Below are 17,818 nucleotides of genomic sequence, written 5' to 3' on the forward strand. Positions count from 1 at the left end.
CCCGACGCGGCCGGCTCGCGTCGGTCTCTGCTCGCCCACCGGGCCTCGACTGGCCGGTCTTCCGGGAGAAAGGATTTACCGCCGTGAGCGGACCTGTCTGGTGTGTCTCGCTTCCGTTCTTCCTCCCTCCGTTCGGCCGTTGCGCTCGCGCTGGCGATCCTCCTGGTCGCCGGCGGCGCGGCCCTCCCAGCGCTCGCCAGCCCCGCACCCGTCTCCGCGTGTCCGCCTTGTGACGAGGGCTTTGTCCACGCAGCCGCCGAGCACGGCCTCGACACCGGGGTCGCCGAGAGCGAGGCGACCGTCCGCGTCCACCGCAACGACTCCGCGACGTGGCGGGTCCGCGTCGTCCCGACGAACGAATCCGCGCTGGACCGTCTCGCCGAGAACGCGTCGCTCGCCCGCGCCGTCGCCGGCGACAGCTTCGGCGTCCGCTACGGCGACGGGATCGACCACCGGTTGCTGGCGGCCGACGTGCGCGACGGCGCGTTCGTGATCCGCTACCACACGCTCGGCGTCGTTGAGGACGGGCCGCTCGGCACGAGCCTGCTCACCTACTCCGCGACGACCTCGGCGCGTACGTCTACACGGATCTGGGCGCGGACGAACTGACCGTCGTCGGCCCCGAGAGAACGACCGTCGCCTGCGGCTTCGGCGAGGTCGACGGCCACCGGATGACCGCGACCGCGCTCCCGGACGTGCGCGACGGCCCGTTCGTCGTCCTCGCTCCCGCGGGAATGCCCGTCCCGGACTCGTCAGGAGCCTCGCGGTTCTGGGGACACTCGCCGGCGTCGTCGCCCGCAACCTCCTCGCGTTCGTCCTCGTCCCCGGCGGCGTCGTGGTCGGGGGGCTGGCCGCGCTCCGCCGGGTCGCCGACCCCGCTCGCGACCGCGACCCGCGGCGTCTCGGCTGGGGCGTCGCCGTCGCCGGGGCCGTCATCGTCGTCGCGACGCTCGTCGCTGAGGGCGATACACTCCCCGGTGCGACCGGGACTCTCCTCCTCGGCGTCGCCGTCGGAACCGTCGCGCTGGGACTCGGCTCGGCCGTTGCCGTCCCCGCGGCACGGCGGACGCTCACCGTCCGTCGGCTGCTCGGCGTCAGCATCGTCCTCGGCGCGCTTGTCGCGGCGGCCGGCGCCCGCGCGCTCGACGGCGACGTCCACGCCGTGCTCGCGCTGGGCGGGGCGCTCCTTCCGGCGGTCGCGGCCCTCGGTCGTGCGGACGCGGGCGGGGGCGACGGCACCCGAACGGTCGTCGGGCTGGCTGCGGCGCTGTTCGTGGCGCTGCTCGCGCTCGCCCCGCTGACGGCACTGGGCGGGACGCTGTTCCTGATCGTTCCCGTCCTGCTGACGCTCGCGGCCGTCGCGTTCGTCGTCGCGGCGGTCCCGCTGTACCTCCTCGGCGGAGCCAGCGTCAGGCCGGATCAGGGAGCGCCGACCCCGGAGCGTCGACCCACAGCGTGAGCGGTCGGGTCGCCGAATCGCCCTCTCGACCCCGTTATCGAACCGGGTTCTCGGGACCGCGCCCGAGGTACTCCGCCGTGAACGCTCGCACGACGTCGGCGTCGTACTCGTTCATCCCGAGCAGGTGGCGCCACGCGGTGAGCGCGTACGGGGTTTCCGGCTGCTCGTAGGGGTACGGCATCGCGACGAAGCTCTGCCACGTCCCGGTGTGGGCGTTCGCCCACGATCGGAGGCTCGACCGGGCCTTCTCGGTCAGCGCCTCGGGCGCGTAGTACGCGACGACGGCGCCGTGTTCGAGGGTGTGAACCACGTCTCCGAGCGGCTGCGGCTCCTCGTAGAAGCCCGCCTCGACGACGCCACCGTAGTGCGGACCGGAGGTGGGCGGCCGGGTGCTGTAGTCGACGTCGGTGCCGCGCTGGACGTGCTCGGTCCCCTGGTTCGGGAACGACCGCACGTCCGCGAGGAGTTCGGGATCGCCGGATTCGGGCAGCGAGGTGTCGCCGCCGCCGAGACAGCCGGCGAGTGCGCCGACCGCGCCGGCACCGACGACGGCGAGCGCGCGGCGGCGGGAGGGCGAGCGGCGATCCGCGAAGTCGTGTCCGTCGGTCATACCCGAAGTACACGGCCGCGAGGATTCAACTGTTGTGGTGCCGGGTCACTCCCCGAAGCGCTCGCCGTGAAGCCGGGCGAACGCCTCCCGCTCGTCGGGCTCGGTCTGCGCGCCCCGGGCGCCCGCGCGGACGAGCCGCTTCACGGTCGCGAGAGCCTCGGGATCGTTGGCTGCGACCTCCCGCGCGACGGTCGACGGATCGGAGACGACTCGAGAGACGAGTCCGACCGCTCGCGCCTCCTCGGCGTCGACGACGCGCGCGGAGCAGGCGATGTCGAGGGCGACGCCCTCCCCGACCACCCGGGGGAGCCTGGCGGTGCCGCCCCACGCGCCGAACAGTCCAAAGGAGACGCCGGATTCCGCGAACGTCGCCTCGAGGGTCGCGACCCGGAGGTCGCACGCGAGCGCCAGTTCCACGCCGCCGCCGCGGGCCGCGCCGTCGACCCCGGCGACGACGACCGCGTCCGCCGACTCGATGGCGTCGGCGACGCGCTGGCCGTGCCCGGCGAACGCGGCGGGATCGTCGAGGGCTTCGACGGCGTCGAGGTCGGCGCCGGCGCAGAACGCCGAGCCGGCGCCCCGAAGCAGCACGACCGGCTCGTCGGCGTCGGCGACGGCGGCCTCCAGCGCGTCGAGGTCGTACGGTGTGAGCGCGTTTCGGACCTCGGGGCGGTCGATCGTCACGGTTCGGTACTCCCCGTCGGCGGCCCGTTCGGTTCGAATCACGCGACGGGATAGCCCCCCGTTTCCAAAGGTCTTTGCGTGTGCCCGGCCTACCGAACGTCGATGGATGACGCCGTCCGGACTCGGACCGCCGCGGAGCGGGCGGTCGGCGATGTCGAGCCGGCGGCGCTCCGGAGCGCGCTCACCGATCGGTTCGACGACGCGGAGATGACGCCCGGAGCCCTCACGCTCTTGTCCGCCCGCGCGCTCGACCCCAACGTTGATCTCGCCGGCGTCGAGGACCACGCCGCCGGCGTCCAGCTCATCTACGAGGGCCTGCGGCTCACCCGCGAACTCTCACAGACGGAACCGTGGGCCACTGCCGACCTCGACGCCGCCGGCGACATCGACGCCGACCTCGACGTGCTCGCGGCCGACGTGTCCGTCTCGCGCGGCTTCTACCTGCTCGCCCGTACGGCGGCCGCCGAGAAGGCCGTCGAGACGGTCCGCGCGTTCGGCCGCGACCAGACCCGCCGCCGCGACGCGGCCCCCGCCGACGCCGCGGCGCTGGACCGCAACCTCGAGGCGGACGTGTTCGAACTCGCGGTCGTCGCCGGCACCGCCGCCGTCGGCGCCAGCGCTCCCGCCGACCTGCTGTCGTACGCCGCGGAGCTGGCCGCCGGCGACGACGACCGAATGCCCCCCGTCGGGTCGCTGCCGGACTCCACCGGCGACCGGATCGCAGCCCTCGCCGACGAGGACCGCGTGGCGTCGTCGGCGGACACCTGAGCCGTCGGCACGACTCCCGCGCCGGACGACCGGCCGGGCCGACCCGGTCGTCGTCCCGTGATACCGCGTGTCTCTCGCGACGCCTGATCGTAACGCCTAAAGACGACTCCCGGCTATCCCTATTCGCGCCTGGGTAGCTTAGCGGTAAAGCGCGTCCTTGGTAAGGACGAGAGCCCGGGTTCAAATCCCGGCCTAGGCTTGCTCCTTCGTCGCAGGCTGTAATTGGCACACAGCGCCCTTCTAGCATAACTCTGTCGCCGATTAGCGCGAGAAGGCCACCCGTTTCTCGGCGTGTTTCACCGCAAACAACACCAGTGAAGGACTCCCGCAAGCGCAGTCCGGCGACTGCGTGCGGCGATTCTGCAAAAGGACGCCGAGCGCGGCGAGTCGAACGCGGCGGGAACGCCCCGTTCATTCCGGGAGGTCGATAACTCTCGGGTATCCCCTATGGGGGCGGTTTGTAGAACTTGTAAGGGCCCTTCCAGAGTGGCAGAAACGTAGACCCCTCCTCATCTCCCATGACGCCGCCGTAGTACGGTTTCATCGGAACCGGCGATACAGGTATATACTCCGAATAAGTCGTGATGGGGGATACGGACGAGAGGTACTCGTTCTCCTCGTAACTACCTATGAGCGAAGCAGACACGAGTCATACGTATAGCGATCTGCACCACTGCGACACAAACTATGCGACCAAGTTCTACCCGTGGGAGAAAGGGGTTGATGAGTATTGGAACGGCGATGAGACGTGGATGAACCCCGATGCGTTCCGCTTCTCGAACAAGAAAGCACAACTCACCTATATGGAGCAACTTCATCGGGGTATCCGAAACGGCAAGCGGACGAACAAGCCCTACTTTACCCGCGCGGACAACGTCGATCTCATCGAGAACGTCGCGTTCCAAATCGGGCTCACGTCCGCACAGGCGTCCCGTGCCAAGTCTGGGTACTTCTACGTCCATCCCGACCGAATCAAGGGGGAACGTAAGGATGTGACTGCTGTGGCCGTCTGCTTGTACGTGGCTGTCAAAGCAGGCCGGCCTTTCCATCCACAGAAACATGATGAAAACGGCGTTCCACTGGCCAATCGCTATGCTCGGATGTTCGTCTGTGACCCGAGCGACATCGTAAGCCGATACGGGAAGGTACAACACCACCTCCGAAACGGAATCCCCAACTTTGCGGAGGAAGCCGAGCGCGAGCCTAAGTCAATGCTCTTGATCGACGAAGACCCCTTCCACGATGAAGCAGGCATCGGGGAAGGGGGTATATATGGGTTTGACCATTCCTCTTGGTGAGGACAAGGGGAAGTCGGTGGAGCCCCCGAAACTTCTTCTCACGTAACGCCCAAATCTGCGAGAACGCGCTCCTTCAATCGGAAATTCACCGGATTGGAAGTTCAAAGGCTGCAAGAACGCGCCTTTCGGCTTGGAGGCCCCGATCAAAGTCAGGGCTTCCCGCCGTTTTGGATTCGAGAGGGCGAGACAGATTAGTACTCTCGTCGCTGACTCATCCTCGAATGACCATCCAAATCGTTCCCGAGGACTACCGTTGGCGAAGTGAGACAGTTCGTGTCGGGGAGCGATTTACCCTCCCATACCACTCTACCGGCATCTCGATTCTTCCTGCTGACGACACTGGCGAGGTTGTGACCGTGACGTATCTCAAAAAGTCTGGTGAGAATGACGATGAAGGAAACTGCTTCACGGTTAAGCGGGACTCTCTCAACTCTCATGAAGCCGTTATCGGCCTGCCTCACTATTCTACGGGCGAGACAGTTTGTCCCGAGCTCGACGGTGAAAAGGCGACAGTCTATTGGCTCGGATAAGGCCCCTTTCGCGCTCGGCAAAATGACCCATTTTCTCGAACGGAGTTACGTACTTCCTCTGCTAATGGCCGGATTGATGTGATAACCGCCGTTGAGTAGCGCGTTCCTGCTGTATGTGGCGACCTCACGACTAATCGAACAACTCTGCCGAGTTCACATCGAGAGCCGCTTCGTCCATCTTCTCACCAATCTTGTCTATACTCAACCCTGTCTTCTCGGCCAAATCCATGTATGCGACGACGGATGCGCCCATGAATCGGCGTGCTTCAGCCACTACGTCTTTCGGATGGTCAAACTCCTCGTCTAATACCTTCAAACGGTTATTTTGGTCTAACACATCTGCGAGATACTGGTTCTCGTGAACGATGTCTCCCCTAAGCGAGTAGATGTCTTGTAGGAACTTCTGGATGTACTCTCTTTCGTAGGGGAGTCTATCCTGCAATATCTGACCTCCACGCAATTTGAGTCGAAGGGTGATTGAACTCCCTGACCCGACTCCTTGGAGAAGGAGCCCTTCCAGCCCGATTAGACAATCAAGGAGTTGGTCTTCGTAGAACCTCTTCGACCAGATCTCGTTGAACCTCTGAATTGAACGGGTGAACTGACCGTCCTTATCGAGACGAATCCGTTGGCAGTGACGCTCCCAGAACTCAGTAAACTCTTCAACCGAGTCTGGATACAACAGGTATGCTTCTTGCCGTTGTGTTCGGTCTTTATGTGCGTCTCCGATCACCGTGAAATCCGGAATACCCTCTCTGAATTCTAGCCAGTTTGGCTCTCGCCGGAAGGTAGTGCCAACGACTAGATCACCTGTTTCTGGGTCAGGGTCAAAGAGCCGAAGTGCTGTCGCTAATCGCTCTCCAACTTCTTCACCGGGGTCATAGAGTGTTCCTTCAGGTTCTCGTGCCGCTATTTCTGCATGGATTTTGTACTCACAGGCGTCAACAGGGTTTAGATTGAACTGCTCCCCTCCACCTGCTGATGACGTATGGATTCCCCGCCTTTCCGAATCAGTAATAGGGCAGATACGAAGAGACTCAACTCGATAGTAATTGTGCCGTCTTCGACGGAGTTCAAATTCTGGAGATAATTCGATAACTGCCTCGTCGTCTCTTGGGATATTGAATAGGTGGAGTGGAATGATAATTTCGAATGTTTCCAGCCCGGTCTCATACTTCGGAAGCCAGTGCTCCTCGTATGCCCGATTGAACCCTTCATCTGTGACCACGTAACCTCCTGAATAATCCATCACTGTGCCAGCGAAGTTGAAAAGTGCGTTAACGTAGGGGAATAGATTAGGTTCCTCCGGGGGCTCGTAGTCCTCCGGTGCACCAAGAAATACTACGTCTTCGTCGTGGTCAGCAGGCTCATTAAGACCAAATCCGTTCCCGGTCGTGTGCATCCACTCTGCGGTCTCTTTGAAGAACTCCTGCTGGCGTGAGGAATAGAACGTAATAATCCGGGAGGGCTCATCGATAGTCGTCTCTTTTCTGTCCATCCGATCTCCTGCGGCAATCCGGAGTTTGGGAACGAAATCCTGCTCCTCACGGACAGTCTTGGCAAAATCCTCTACGCACCCTCTTACCCGCTTCTTCAATTCATCTTGACTGTCCATAATAGGACGAGTGTACCTCGTTGTCTTCAAATTGTGGCTCTATTGATAAAGTGAAGTCCAACTTAGACAATTCAGGCTCTGTTGAAATCCTTCAGAGTTGACATTGGGAAGAGCGACTCTCCCCACCGGTTTTCGTCGGTACGGTTGGAAACTAGCCTCTCAGCAAATCGCAAGACGTGAAGAGGATTTCAACAGAGCCACAATTCACGGTTGAAGACGCTGGTTTCGGGTTTCTGCTTTCTCGATGAGACTGTCATTTAATTCGTCTCCGTGCTGTCCGTTGTGGACTTCCCGATGGCAGTTCGGGCAGATGGCAATTACGTTTTCAGGGTCGTCTACTCCCCCATCGCTGACCCGGTAGAGGTGATGAACTTCCAGAAACGGCTCACCGGCCTTAGAAATAAATGGTGCATCCTCCATACACGCTTGACAAACCCCTTCCGACATACGAAGAGCGAAGTCTCGAACAAGATCGCTCCGCGTATACGATGTTCTTGTACCGCTTGTGGATGAAACTGACTTCCCTGGTGCGCTCTCTTTGGCCCGTTTGAACAACTCTTCTTTAGAGAGATTATTCACTTCTGACTCGTCTAAGTCCGTATCAAGACCCCCTTTCGGACTCAATTTGAATCGAACAGCGTCACGCATCTCATCGTTGTCGTCCGGGGCACGTTCCCAGTAGTGGTCTACGTACTCGTACTCTCCATCATAAGTCACTACGTCGGCTCCGTTCTGCTCACCTACCTTTTCGAAGACGAGTAGAGAATCCCCATTCTCTTTGTGATTGAGAATACGTCCGTTCCCGCCGTCTAGAGTCATATCACCGACTCGCCCTTCACCAGAATAGACAAAGAGTCCGTTATCGAGGAATCGATCACTATATCCATGTTCCTCGGAGTCTGGGTCAGTGAAGACGAATATGAATGACTCCGAAGAAGGGGTTGAGATTCCATACTGGCGTTGTCCCCTGAATTGATCGTGGAGTTCTTTTCGGAGGTACTGATTCCCCACTGTAAAATTGGGATTCAGGGGGACGTCACTAATCTCCATGTGGACATAGAACAACTAATGGATAATTATTCTATTCAATGTGTTTTAACTACCGGGACTCAAAATAATCAATTGTGCAATCCCCTCCTGCGTATCGACGAGGAGACCGGCACTAATGAATATAGAAGCCAACGAGACAATTTTTAAACCTCGCTGTTAATCTCCCGAACAAATGGATAATTCCGACGACCGATGCAGGTTCTCTCTAGATTCAGAGGACTTACCTGAGGGACTTGGCGGTTTTTGTTGCTGGCGCCCCACCTGGAGGGAGACAGATCAGTGTATCTGGCATGCAGATGTTGAAGATAAGCCGAGTGAAGAACTAGAAGATAGCCGATCTGAGTATCCTGAGCGCTTAGATGGAGCGCGATTAGTCGGTGCAGACTTGTCATGGATTTCGTTTTATGAATGCTCATTAGCGAAGGCAATACTGAACAGAGCTGTTCTAGATAATACCAACCTCGCCGATGCGAACTTAGTAGAGGCAAATCTCTCAAGAGCAGGGCTATCCTCCATCAATCTTAGAGGCGCTAATCTATCTGATGCAATCATAAACCAAGCTGATTTACACAGCGCCGATCTTTCTATGTCGAATTTAGCTACTTCTGATTTTTCGGGGTCTGAGTTGATACATGCTGACCTGGCTGGAGCAGATATTTCGGGAGCTAACTTCAGTGATACTCGATTACCATTCGCCGACCTTGTCGATACCAACATCAGAGGTGCTCAATTTAGTCGTGCAAATTTGCAAGGTGCAGACCTTTCTCGATCAACGGGCGGATGGGAAGATCTCACAGAATCCGATATACGTAATTGGAATATCTCTGAATCTGAACTCGGTAGAGTTGATTTCTCTGAGGCGTTATTAAAAGGCGTTGCTGGGAGAAAAGCTGATCTTAGTGGTGCAAAATTCACAAATGCCAATCTATCTGATTCTGACTTTGTCGGGTCAAGCTTCAATAACGCAGATTTCAGCCAATCTAATTTAATCGAAGGAAATTTTTCAGGAGTAGACTTCTCGTCAGCTGATTTTTCTGAGGCAGATTTAACAAACGCCGATTTGTCAAGGAGTAAATTAATAAACTCTACTATTCACAATACTAAGATTCGTGAGGTTAACCTGTCCTATGCCGATCTCACTGATGCAGATGTTTCCAATTCTGATTTCTCAGGTGCTAATTTCGAGAGCACTATCTTACAGAATATCGATCTCTCGAATAGTAACCTGTCTGCGGTCAATATACGATCAGCCAATCTCTCGAACACCACTCTGCCCCGGGGACTTACCATCAAAAGATTCCTTCCAATTGCGATAGGGGCCACTACGATACTTCTGACATCTGCTTTGGTTACATCCCTCTACTTCAATTTATATAAGGGAATGTATCTTTCTTACCTTGTCATACTTTTCGCCCTTGCTTCTTCTTTGTTATCTTTCTATAGCTTTCTATCAAATGAGGGGATTCGATGAGTTTATTTGGGTTATCTACTCGGGCTTGGAGAATTTGGGGGTTAGTGAATGGTGGGTTTGCTGGTCTTTTTTACCTTACATACGAGGTTATCGGTATTGTTTCCCCTTCTTTAACCCTGTTAATGTTAGAAAATTTGATTCTATCTGGACTTTTCGGAGGTTTAGCAGCAATATGCGTGTTTATAGCAGAAACACCACATAGAACTGCTCAAGATAGAGGTCAAACATCTCAACAAGAATCGACTATGGAAAGTAGCCAAGACGTTGGCACATCATCACAAGATGGAGAAGAGGCTGTGGAACTAGAAGAAAGTTAAATAATATTAGTATAATATGGTAGAATATAACTTCAATTGGTAAAGTTAAGTAAAGTCCAAAATTATTATGATTAGAACTCAAATGTCTCTTATGTAGCTTCGTCGTCTCTCGGCTTTCTCCGCACTCGACCCCTTATCGTAGTGCTTATCAAGCACTTTCCCGCTCATGTTGACCCGTTCCCCGGTAACGTCCTTGGGTTGCCCTGCGTTCCGCGCCGCCGTGACGTAGCCCCGGCGAAGGGCGTGAGGGCTGACCGAACCGGGACATTTGCAAGAGGCGTTCCACGACATAGCCTCACACTCTTCGGGATTTCGGTCGAACGGACAGCTTCCGCCGTTGTAGTAGCATGGACGGGTCGCCGTGTAGACGTACCGCTGTATGGTCGTCTCAACGATGCGCCCGCTCTTGGACGTCAGTAGCGGCTCTCTGCCGTGATCGTCGGTGACGTCCTTCCGGTTCATATCGACGTAGTCACGGACGACCTCGGCCACCTCTGGGGTTATCAGCACGTCCCGCTCGCTTCGCTCCTTGTTTTTGAGCGGCGTTCCCTCAGTTGGACGGTGACGGAGTTCCAGCGCCGGGCGGCCTTCGTCAAAGTCTCCGAGGTCGAGCGCCCGGAGACCGCTGAGACGCATCCCGGTCTTCCAGAGGAGTAGTAGAGTGACGTGTCGATTGCTGGCGTACTCGAACTTATCGAGGAAGTTCAACAACTCGGAGGCTTCGTCCCGCGTGAGAAGGTCGTCACAGATTTCGTCGTTCTCGCTGACTGCGGGTATCCGAACCATATCAGCCATCCCCCGTGGGACAGCCGCGATATGCCCGCAGAACTCGATGAACTGCTTGATGGTCATCATATCCTGACGAGCCGTGATGACCTTGACCTTGGATAGCCGGAACTCCTTGTACCGCTGGATGAGTTCGCTGTCGAGGTCGTTCAGGTTCGTGAGTTGCTGGTCGTCCAGCCAGTCGCAGAACTGCCGGAGACAGGTGCGGTAGTTCTTGAGCGTCTTCCGCGTGACGCCCGGCTTCTTGTCGTTGAGGAATCGGTTCTTGGCTTCGTGCGGCGGCGTCGGTTTCAGGCTCATAGGCTATCTGGGTACAGCCTGCGTAAACGGGTCGTCCGGGTACACAGGGCGTGAAACGCCCGGCGGACGAGAGCCCGGGTTCAAATCCCGGCCTAGGCTTTTTTTGCGTTCACACCGACCGCGTCCGTCCCTCCCTCGTCACTCCTGTTGTCACTCCTCCACCGGCGCCAGCCGCGGCACGCGCACCGTCACCACGGTGCCGCCGCCCTCCCGGTCGTCGATCTCCAGGTCGCCGTCGGCCATCTCAGCTCCCCAGGCGATGAGCCACAGTCCGAGTCCGCTCCCGTGATCGAGCGGGGTCTCGTTGCCCCGTTCGAGTGCGGTCCGCTCGTGGTCGCTGATCCCGGGGCCGTTGTCGGCGACGCTGATCTCGACAGTCTCCTCGGCGCAGGTCGCCCGGATTCGGACCCACGGGTCGGCCGCGTCGTTGTGCTCGGCGGCGTTCTCGACGACGTTCTTCACGACGGAGGTGAGCACCGGAGACACCGCGGCGCCGGAGGCGTCCACGGAGTCGACCGCCGACTCGATCTCGAGGTCGACCGTGACCGACGGGTACTCCTCGCGCAGCGTCGCGACACACTCCTCGAGGACGCCCGACAGCGTCAGCGACCGGCCGGACTGGCGGCCGCGCTCGAAGATATCGATCACGTCGCGGGCCTTGTCGCTGATCTCCTCGATCCGCATCGCGCCCGCCTTGATCGCGTCGACGTGGTCGCCCTCCGCGTCGATGAGGTCCGCGTTGCCGTAGATGAGGTTCGTCTCCGTGCGGATGTTGTGTCGGAGCACGCGGTTGAGCACCTCGAGGCGCTGCTGCCGGCGGAGGTGGTCGCTCACGTCGTGAAACGAGATGACGCCCCCCAGCGAGCGGCCGTGGAAGTCGTCGACAGCGGTCACCGTCGCGTCGTACTGGCGGGTCTGAATCCCCTCGCCGAGCGTCAGGTGTCGGGAGGCGCGCCCCTCCTCCGGCAGGTGCTCGTACCGGGGGATCACCTCGGTGGCCGGGTCCCCCAGCACGTCCCGTGGGTCGATGTCGAGGATCTCGGCGGCCTGCTCGTTCATGTCGACGACGTAGTCGTGGCGGTCGACGACGACCGCGCCCTCGCGCATCCGCTCGAACACCAACCGGCGCGCCCGGTGGTTCGCGGACGGGCTCGTTCCCAACAGGCGAAAGCGGGTGATGGCGCCGAGGTACGCCACCCCGGAGACCGCGAAGAACACCGGCGTCGGGTCGAGATTCGGCACCGGAACCGCCCCGACCAGGAACAGCACGTTGCTCGCCCACGGCGCGAGCGTCCCGACAAGCAGGCCGAGGCTCTGCCCCCGGAACGGGACCGCGTCGCTGCGCACCAGCCCCAGCAGCGGGATCGACCCGAGCAGCCCGAGGAGATAGGTGTAGCCGGTGATCACCCAGTACCAGGGTCCGCCGACGCGGTCGAGCACCACCCGACCGCCCTCGGTGACGAGCCGGGTGTCGAGGTACAGGAGGTCGTGGTAGTCGTTCGTCGCCGCGAGGACGACCGTGACGGCCGGAACGAGCGACAAGAGCGCGATGTATCGCGGGCGGACGTAGCGATCGCGGCCCGTGTACTCCAGGGCGAACAGGAGCCAGGCGACCGGGATGACGACGACGCCGACCCACTGAACGTCCGAGTAGAACACCTTCTCGGCGAGCGTGGGCGCGTGGTACTCGAAGATGAAGAACACCGACCACCAGACCTGCCCGGCCAGCATGGCCGTCAGTGGCACCGCTCCCGGTTCCTGGCGCTCGCGCCACGCAAGCAGCGCGGCGGTCATCCCCACGACGACGGCGACCAGCATCACTGCCGTCAGCGTTCCAGACGGGAGCACGTACCCTCTGCTGTGGAGAGCACCGTAATAAATTCCGCCGTCGCGCAGCGCGCGACGATATGACAGATCGACCGACGGCCCGCCTACGCCACCAGGAGCGGTCCCACCAGCGCGGCGGCGACGACGAGATACTCACACTCCGACGCCAGCTCGAGCGCGTCGGTGTCGACGCGGCCGAGCAGCCCCGTGACGACCAGCGAGTACGCCACCCCGGCGCCGAGCGCGACCGCGGGGCCGGTCGCCAGCACGCCCGTGACTACCGCAGCGGCGACGAGCACGACCGTGAGCAGGTCGACGGCGTACAGCGCCCGCCGCGTCGCCGGGACGCCGAACGCGACCGGGAGCGTCGCAACGCCGATCGCGCGGTCGGCCTCGATGTCGCCGACGTTCGGGATCTCCGTGTCCACGAACGAGCGCAGCAGGAAGTACGCGAACACGACCGCCGTCCCCGGCGTGATCGCCGCGTCGGTGAACGCGACCGGGAGCGCGGTCAGCGTCGTCGCCCACGCGAGCGCGACGACGAGGGAGTTGACGACGAGCACCTCCTTTAGCCGGCGGACGTGGGGGCTGACGTTCGGGATCCAGTCGGCGGCGTACGCGACCCAAAATACGCCCGGCAGCAGCGTCACCGCGAGCGCGACCGGTCCCCCGAGCACCGATATCGCGACCGCGAGCCCGTAGGCGATCGAGGCCAGCAGATACAGCGCGTCGCGGTGCCGGCGGACGAACGCCGCCCGCTCGGGGTCGGAGACGGCGTCGGTGTCCGCGTCGGCGACGCGGTCGTTGGTGTACACCGCGAACGTCACCAGCCCGACGACCACGGGCGCCGGGTTCGGCGACAACGACAGCAACGCCATCGCGATCGCCACCTCGACCGTCGCGATCGCCGCCAGATACGCGGAGCTGTACACGAGCGCGGTTCCGGCGCGCTCGCCCGTACTGGTCAGCAGTTCGACGATCCGCTCGGTCCGGCCGTTCGCGCCGCGCTCGTCCGACGCGTAGGTGGGTTCTTGAGACATGTGTGATTGCTGGACTCGCCGGCCGTCGTGCCGCCGGCAGACCCCTGGAGGAACCATCTTCGCACTCTGATAAAAATTCTGGTGTTTGTGACACTGAATTGAATCGGGTTCGGACGGATATAAAAACCCTCGGCGATACCCAACGTACGTATACTCGGTCGCCCGGTCGAAGTGAGGGTCGTCGGCGTCAGCCGTCGATGCCGGTTCCGGTCGCGGCGTCGGGGACCTCGTTTTTCACCACGTCGAGGCCCAGCTCCTCGATGGCGGCCGCCATGTGTTCGTCGTCGACGTAGTCGTCGCCGGCGGCGACGCGCTTCGACTGCGCGAGCGCCATCACCTCGCCACGGCGGTCGTCGGGGAGCTCGTACTTGTCGACGACGAGCTCGATGGTGAGACCGTTGTGGTCGCGGGTGTACAACGAGTGGAACGCGCCGCGGTCGAACTCGCTGAAGCGGTGGCCGTGTTCGGAGAGCGCCTCCTTGATGTCGGGTAGCTCCTCGGCCTCGATGCTGAACGCGAGGTGGTGAACCGCGCCGATCCCGGGGCGCTGGCCGGGCGCGTTCTCGCGCCCCTCCTCGACGAAGAACGTGATGATGCGGCCGTCGCCGCTGTCGAAGAACAGGTGCGTCACCTCCGGCGCGTCGAGATTCGGCTGGCGCATCACCAGCGGCATCCCGAGCACGTCGCGGTAGAACGCCACCGTCTCCTCCTTGTTGCTCCCGATGAGCGTGATGTGGTCGGTGCCCGTGGTCCGCAGCACGCTGTCGTCGGGGCGCTCGGCGGTCACGGGGACGTCTGACTGGTCGGCGGGTACCTCGGTGTTGCTGTCGTCCGTTGCCATACTCCGGCTACGGTCGCCGGCCACTTAGCCGCTCGCTGACATCGGTGTCACCGGCTCCCCTCTGCGTCCCCGTCGTCGGCCGTCCCGTCGGGAGCGCCGGCGCCGCCGCTCGCGACCCGCCCGCGGCTCACGCCGGTCGCCAACTCGGTCACGTCGTTGGTCCGACCGTCCCCGGTGTCGCCGGCGTCGCCGGTGTTCTCGGTGCCGGCCGGCTCGAACAGCGCCACCTTCGCCGCCTCGCGCGCCACGGGGCGGTGTTCGACGCCCGCGGGGACGACGAGCAGCTCGCCGGGCACGAGGGTCTCGGTCGGGGCGTCGCGGAACTCAACGTCCAGCGGACCGCCCTCGACGACCCAGAACAACTCGTCCGCGTCGGGGTGGCTGTGCCAGACGAACTCGCCGTCGAGGCGGGCGAGCTTCACCGCCTGTCCGTTCAACTCGGCGGCGAGGCGTGGGGACCACGGTTCCTCGAAAGAGTCGAAGCCCTCAGTGAGGGTCACCGTCTGCATACCCGGTCGTCGTCGTCGGAGGGCGAAAAGGCGTCGGCGGCGCGGCGGCTTCCCGGCCGGCGACGGTCGGATCTCGGCGGCCGCGCGCTATCGCAGGTCCTCGACGAGCGTCTCCGGCACGACCGTGAGCACCGACTCCGGCACGGCCGCGACGATGCGCTCTCCCGCGTCCACGAGCGACCGGCGCGCGAGCGTGTACACCGCGGAGACGACGACGAGTCCGACGATCGCCGCCCGCGCCGGGCCGTCGAGGGTCGCCGCCGCCGGGAGCGCGAGCGCGAGGCCGACGAGGAAGTCTTCCGGCGCGCCGTCGTAGCGGATCCATCGGCGGGGCGGGTGCCACCGCCCGCGGAGGTGCTCGTACACCGCCCGGTCGCCCGTCGCCTCCCACGGCCGGAGCGTGAGGTCCCCGCCGAGGATGTCCGAGACCGCATGCAGCGCGGCCGCGACGAGGAACGCCGCGAGCGACAGCGTCGCCGGCGACGGCGCGACCGCGGCGACGGCGACCGCCAGCGCAGCCGCGAACGTGCCGTACCCCGGGAAGTGGAGGTCCTTCCGGTGGTCGCCGAGCAGGTCGAGGTCGGGCGCGATCCCGCCCAGCGCTCCCGCCAGCACGACGGGTCCGGCCTCCGGCGCGAGCGCGAGCGTCCCGAGCCCGACGACCACGCCGAGGAGGGCGTGGGTCGTTGCCATCATGGCCGAAATCAGGCGGCCGAGGCTGAAAAGCTGGACGTGTTCCGTGCTAGCGCGCCGATGCTACCGACGTGCGCGGCTGCGTCCGGGTCGTCCCCGAGCTGAGGCTGCGGCGTCGGCGATAGCGCTTTGTGCCATGACGTGTCATACCACAGCATGAACATCGTCATTGTGGGATACGGTCGGGTCGGCGCCCGGACCACGCGAGTGCTCGACGAGGAGGGCCACGACGTGACCGTCGTCGACAACGACCACACGAAAGTCGAGCGCGCGCGGGACCGCGGGCTGCGGGTCGTCGAGGGTGACGGCTCGAATCCGGCGGTGTTGGCCGAGGCGGACGCGGCGGCGGCCGACGCGGTCGGCGCGATCACGGGCGACCCGAAGCTGAACTTCGAGATCTGCATGGAGGCGAGGGAGCTGGTCGACTGTCGGACCGTGATGCGCGTCTCCGAGGACTTCCACGAGGAGATCTACGACGAGTTCGAGGGCGCGGTCGACGAGATCATCTACCCGGAGCGTCTCGGCGCCGCGGGCGCGAAGACCGCCATGCTCGGGGGGAACTTCAACGCCATCGGCGACCTCACCGAGCAACTCCAACTCGTGACGATCGCGGTCGAAGACGACTCTCCCGTGATCGGCGGGCACGTCAACGACCTCTCCGTCGATGGCGGTCGTGTGTACGCCCACGGTCGAGCCAGAGAGCCGCTCACGATCCCGCTTCCCGGGATCACTGTCGAGGCGGGCGACCGGCTCGCCGTGCTCGCCGAGACCGAGCGGGTCTCCGACGTGCGCGCGGCGCTGCTCGGCGAGTGAGGGTGGGGAAAAAGACAGGGCGAGGCCCTGGCAGGCGGATCCGGGTCCGCGGGCCTGCGACGCGGATTTCGGGTGAGCGTGTGCGGCGCTCGACGCCGACGCGTCCTCGCGAGCCGACTCGCGGTCGACGGTCGAGAAACGACGGACGGTCTCGCGCCCGTTCGCCGGGTTCGGGTCTCGGTTCATAAAGCCGCGTCAGACGGGACCCGTCCGTCAGACGCCCGGACGACCCGATTTCGGTGGCCGCGCACTTCGCCGTTCCCTCCTCTCGGCGATCGACGGGAACGCTCTTGACCCCGGCTGTCGACGCACCCCCCATGCACGGAACCGGACCGCCGCTCGTCACGCCGTTCGACGCCGACGCCGACCTCGATGAGGACGCCCTGCGCGACCTCGTCGGCTGGGTCGAAGCCCGCGGCGTCGACTTCCTCGTCCCCTGCGGGTCGAACAGCGAGGCCGAACTCATGACCGCCGAAGAGCGGGCCCGCGCGATCGAGATCGTCGCCGCGGAGGCGTCGGTGCCGGTGCTCGCGGGCACGGGTAGTCCCGGGAAGCGGGAGACGCTCGTGGCGACGGAGGCCGCGGCCGACGCCGGCGCCGACGCCGCGTTCGTGGTGACGCCGTTCTACTACGGTCACGACCAGTCGACCCTGGCCGCGTACTACCGTGAGGTCGCCGACGCGGCGGCGATCCCGGTGTATCTCTACTCGGTGCCGGTGTTCACCGACGTGACGCTGGAACCGGAGACGGTCGGCCGACTCGCCGAGCATCCGAACGTCGCGGGCATGAAGGACTCGTCGGGCGACATCGCGGCGTTCCAGCGGATCCGCGAGCGCACCGCCGACGCCGACTTCGACCTCATGGTCGGCGCCGGCGGCGTCCTCGGGCAGGCGCTCGCGGCCGGCGGGACCGGCGGCGTGCTCGCGCTCGCCAACGTCGCGCCGGAGGCGACGACCGCGGTCTACGAGGCGAGCGAGGCGGGCGACGACGAGCACGCCCGCGAGCTCACCGCCGCCTGCGTCGAGTTGAACCACGCGGTTACCGCCGACTACGGCATCCCCGGGCTGAAGTACGCGATGCGCCAGCGCGGCGCGCCTGCGGGCCACGCCCGCTCGCCGCACCGCCCGGTCGACGAGGACGCACGGGCGGCGCTCGACGACCTGCTCGACGAACTCGCGGACCTGCGCATCGACCGCTGAGGCTCGGT

18 protein-coding genes, 1 tRNA gene and 1 pseudogene are annotated in these 17,818 nt (G+C 63.1%); 10 read left to right on the plus strand and 10 right to left on the minus strand.

The features are described 5' to 3' along the window. Window positions 1-102 precede the first annotated feature (102 nt). Both BUE16_RS03755 and BUE16_RS16210 read left to right on the plus strand, forming a co-directional pair. Window positions 103-609 (plus strand): hypothetical protein, encoded by a 507-nt coding sequence (locus tag BUE16_RS03755; protein ID WP_073307107.1) that lies wholly within the window; start codon window positions 103-105, stop codon window positions 607-609. A 226-nt stretch (window positions 610-835) separates the two neighbouring features. Continuing rightward, entirely contained in the window at window positions 836-1,459 is a 624-nt protein-coding gene (locus tag BUE16_RS16210; RefSeq protein WP_143165354.1) for a hypothetical protein, read from the plus strand. A gap of 34 nt (window positions 1,460-1,493) precedes the next feature. Here the strand turns inward: BUE16_RS16210 and BUE16_RS03770 are convergent, their stop codons facing one another. Then, the gene (locus tag BUE16_RS03770) at window positions 1,494-2,069 is read right to left on the minus strand and encodes a DUF3105 domain-containing protein (RefSeq protein WP_073307110.1); all 576 of its coding nucleotides are present in this window, start codon (window positions 2,067-2,069) and stop codon (window positions 1,494-1,496) included. A 45-nt stretch (window positions 2,070-2,114) separates the two neighbouring features. Next, window positions 2,115-2,795, minus strand: coding sequence for an enoyl-CoA hydratase/isomerase family protein (locus BUE16_RS03775; RefSeq protein ID WP_073307111.1), 681 nt, complete (start codon window positions 2,793-2,795; stop codon window positions 2,115-2,117). Between the two features lie 60 nt (window positions 2,796-2,855). Here BUE16_RS03775 and BUE16_RS03780 point away from each other — a divergent pair, with 60 nt between their 5' ends. From BUE16_RS03780 to BUE16_RS16215, 4 genes are all read left to right on the plus strand, one after another. After that, window positions 2,856-3,521 (plus strand): DUF7114 family protein, encoded by a 666-nt coding sequence (locus BUE16_RS03780; protein WP_073307112.1) that lies wholly within the window; start codon window positions 2,856-2,858, stop codon window positions 3,519-3,521. 127 nt (window positions 3,522-3,648) lie between these two features. Next, window positions 3,649-3,720 (plus strand) — tRNA-Thr (locus BUE16_RS03785). 430 nt (window positions 3,721-4,150) lie between these two features. Then, complete coding sequence (locus BUE16_RS03790; RefSeq protein ID WP_073307113.1) at window positions 4,151-4,819, plus strand: hypothetical protein; 669 nt, start codon at window positions 4,151-4,153, stop codon at window positions 4,817-4,819. A 221-nt stretch (window positions 4,820-5,040) separates the two neighbouring features. After that, window positions 5,041-5,349, plus strand: coding sequence for a hypothetical protein (locus BUE16_RS16215; protein ID WP_143165355.1), 309 nt, complete (start codon window positions 5,041-5,043; stop codon window positions 5,347-5,349). Between the two features lie 130 nt (window positions 5,350-5,479). Here the strand turns inward: BUE16_RS16215 and BUE16_RS16220 are convergent, their stop codons facing one another. Together BUE16_RS16220 and BUE16_RS03800 are read right to left on the minus strand one after the other, a co-directional pair. After that, on the minus strand, window positions 5,480-6,964 hold the full coding sequence (locus BUE16_RS16220) for a HEPN domain-containing protein (RefSeq protein WP_143165356.1): 1,485 nt from the start codon (window positions 6,962-6,964) through the stop codon (window positions 5,480-5,482). Window positions 6,965-7,168: 204 nt separating this feature from the next. Continuing rightward, window positions 7,169-8,014 carry an HNH endonuclease gene (locus BUE16_RS03800; RefSeq protein ID WP_073307115.1) on the minus strand — a complete coding sequence of 282 codons (846 nt, stop codon included), beginning with the start codon at window positions 8,012-8,014 and terminating at the stop codon, window positions 7,169-7,171. A gap of 172 nt (window positions 8,015-8,186) precedes the next feature. Here BUE16_RS03800 and BUE16_RS16225 point away from each other — a divergent pair, with 172 nt between their 5' ends. Then, window positions 8,187-9,485, plus strand: coding sequence for a pentapeptide repeat-containing protein (locus tag BUE16_RS16225; RefSeq protein ID WP_143165357.1), 1,299 nt, complete (start codon window positions 8,187-8,189; stop codon window positions 9,483-9,485). Then, on the plus strand, window positions 9,482-9,802 hold the full coding sequence (locus BUE16_RS16230) for a hypothetical protein (RefSeq protein WP_143165358.1): 321 nt from the start codon (window positions 9,482-9,484) through the stop codon (window positions 9,800-9,802). The genes BUE16_RS16225 and BUE16_RS16230 overlap by 4 nt, the downstream gene beginning before the upstream one ends. A gap of 78 nt (window positions 9,803-9,880) precedes the next feature. On the opposite strand, the gene BUE16_RS03815 is transcribed toward BUE16_RS16230, so the two are convergent. The 6 genes and pseudogenes from BUE16_RS03815 to BUE16_RS03840 all read right to left on the minus strand — a co-directional run bounded on the left by BUE16_RS03815 (window position 9,881) and on the right by BUE16_RS03840 (window position 15,801). Beyond that, window positions 9,881-10,888 carry a tyrosine-type recombinase/integrase gene (locus tag BUE16_RS03815; RefSeq protein ID WP_073307116.1) on the minus strand — a complete coding sequence of 336 codons (1,008 nt, stop codon included), beginning with the start codon at window positions 10,886-10,888 and terminating at the stop codon, window positions 9,881-9,883. A 150-nt stretch (window positions 10,889-11,038) separates the two neighbouring features. Further along, window positions 11,039-12,736 carry a histidine kinase N-terminal 7TM domain-containing protein gene (locus tag BUE16_RS03820; protein ID WP_073307117.1) on the minus strand — a complete coding sequence of 566 codons (1,698 nt, stop codon included), beginning with the start codon at window positions 12,734-12,736 and terminating at the stop codon, window positions 11,039-11,041. Window positions 12,737-12,819: 83 nt separating this feature from the next. Continuing rightward, window positions 12,820-13,755 (minus strand): UbiA family prenyltransferase, encoded by a 936-nt coding sequence (locus BUE16_RS03825; RefSeq protein WP_073307118.1) that lies wholly within the window; start codon window positions 13,753-13,755, stop codon window positions 12,820-12,822. Between the two features lie 187 nt (window positions 13,756-13,942). Further along, entirely contained in the window at window positions 13,943-14,596 is a 654-nt protein-coding gene (locus BUE16_RS03830) for a VOC family protein (RefSeq protein ID WP_073307119.1), read from the minus strand. Window positions 14,597-14,781: 185 nt separating this feature from the next. Next, window positions 14,782-15,105, minus strand: a pseudogene (locus BUE16_RS03835) (cupin domain-containing protein); the annotation flags it as partial. Between the two features lie 87 nt (window positions 15,106-15,192). Next, complete coding sequence (locus BUE16_RS03840; protein ID WP_143165359.1) at window positions 15,193-15,801, minus strand: metal-dependent hydrolase; 609 nt, start codon at window positions 15,799-15,801, stop codon at window positions 15,193-15,195. 153 nt (window positions 15,802-15,954) lie between these two features. On the opposite strand from BUE16_RS03840, the gene BUE16_RS03845 reads away from it, so the two are divergent. Then, window positions 15,955-16,611 (plus strand): potassium channel family protein, encoded by a 657-nt coding sequence (locus tag BUE16_RS03845; protein WP_073307121.1) that lies wholly within the window; start codon window positions 15,955-15,957, stop codon window positions 16,609-16,611. A gap of 317 nt (window positions 16,612-16,928) precedes the next feature. Further along, complete coding sequence (locus tag BUE16_RS03850) at window positions 16,929-17,810, plus strand: dihydrodipicolinate synthase family protein (RefSeq protein ID WP_073307122.1); 882 nt, start codon at window positions 16,929-16,931, stop codon at window positions 17,808-17,810. Window positions 17,811-17,818: the final 8 nt, after the last annotated feature.

The organism is Halobaculum gomorrense, assembly GCF_900129775.1.
Taxonomy (GTDB): Archaea; Halobacteriota; Halobacteria; order Halobacteriales; family Haloferacaceae; genus Halobaculum; species Halobaculum gomorrense.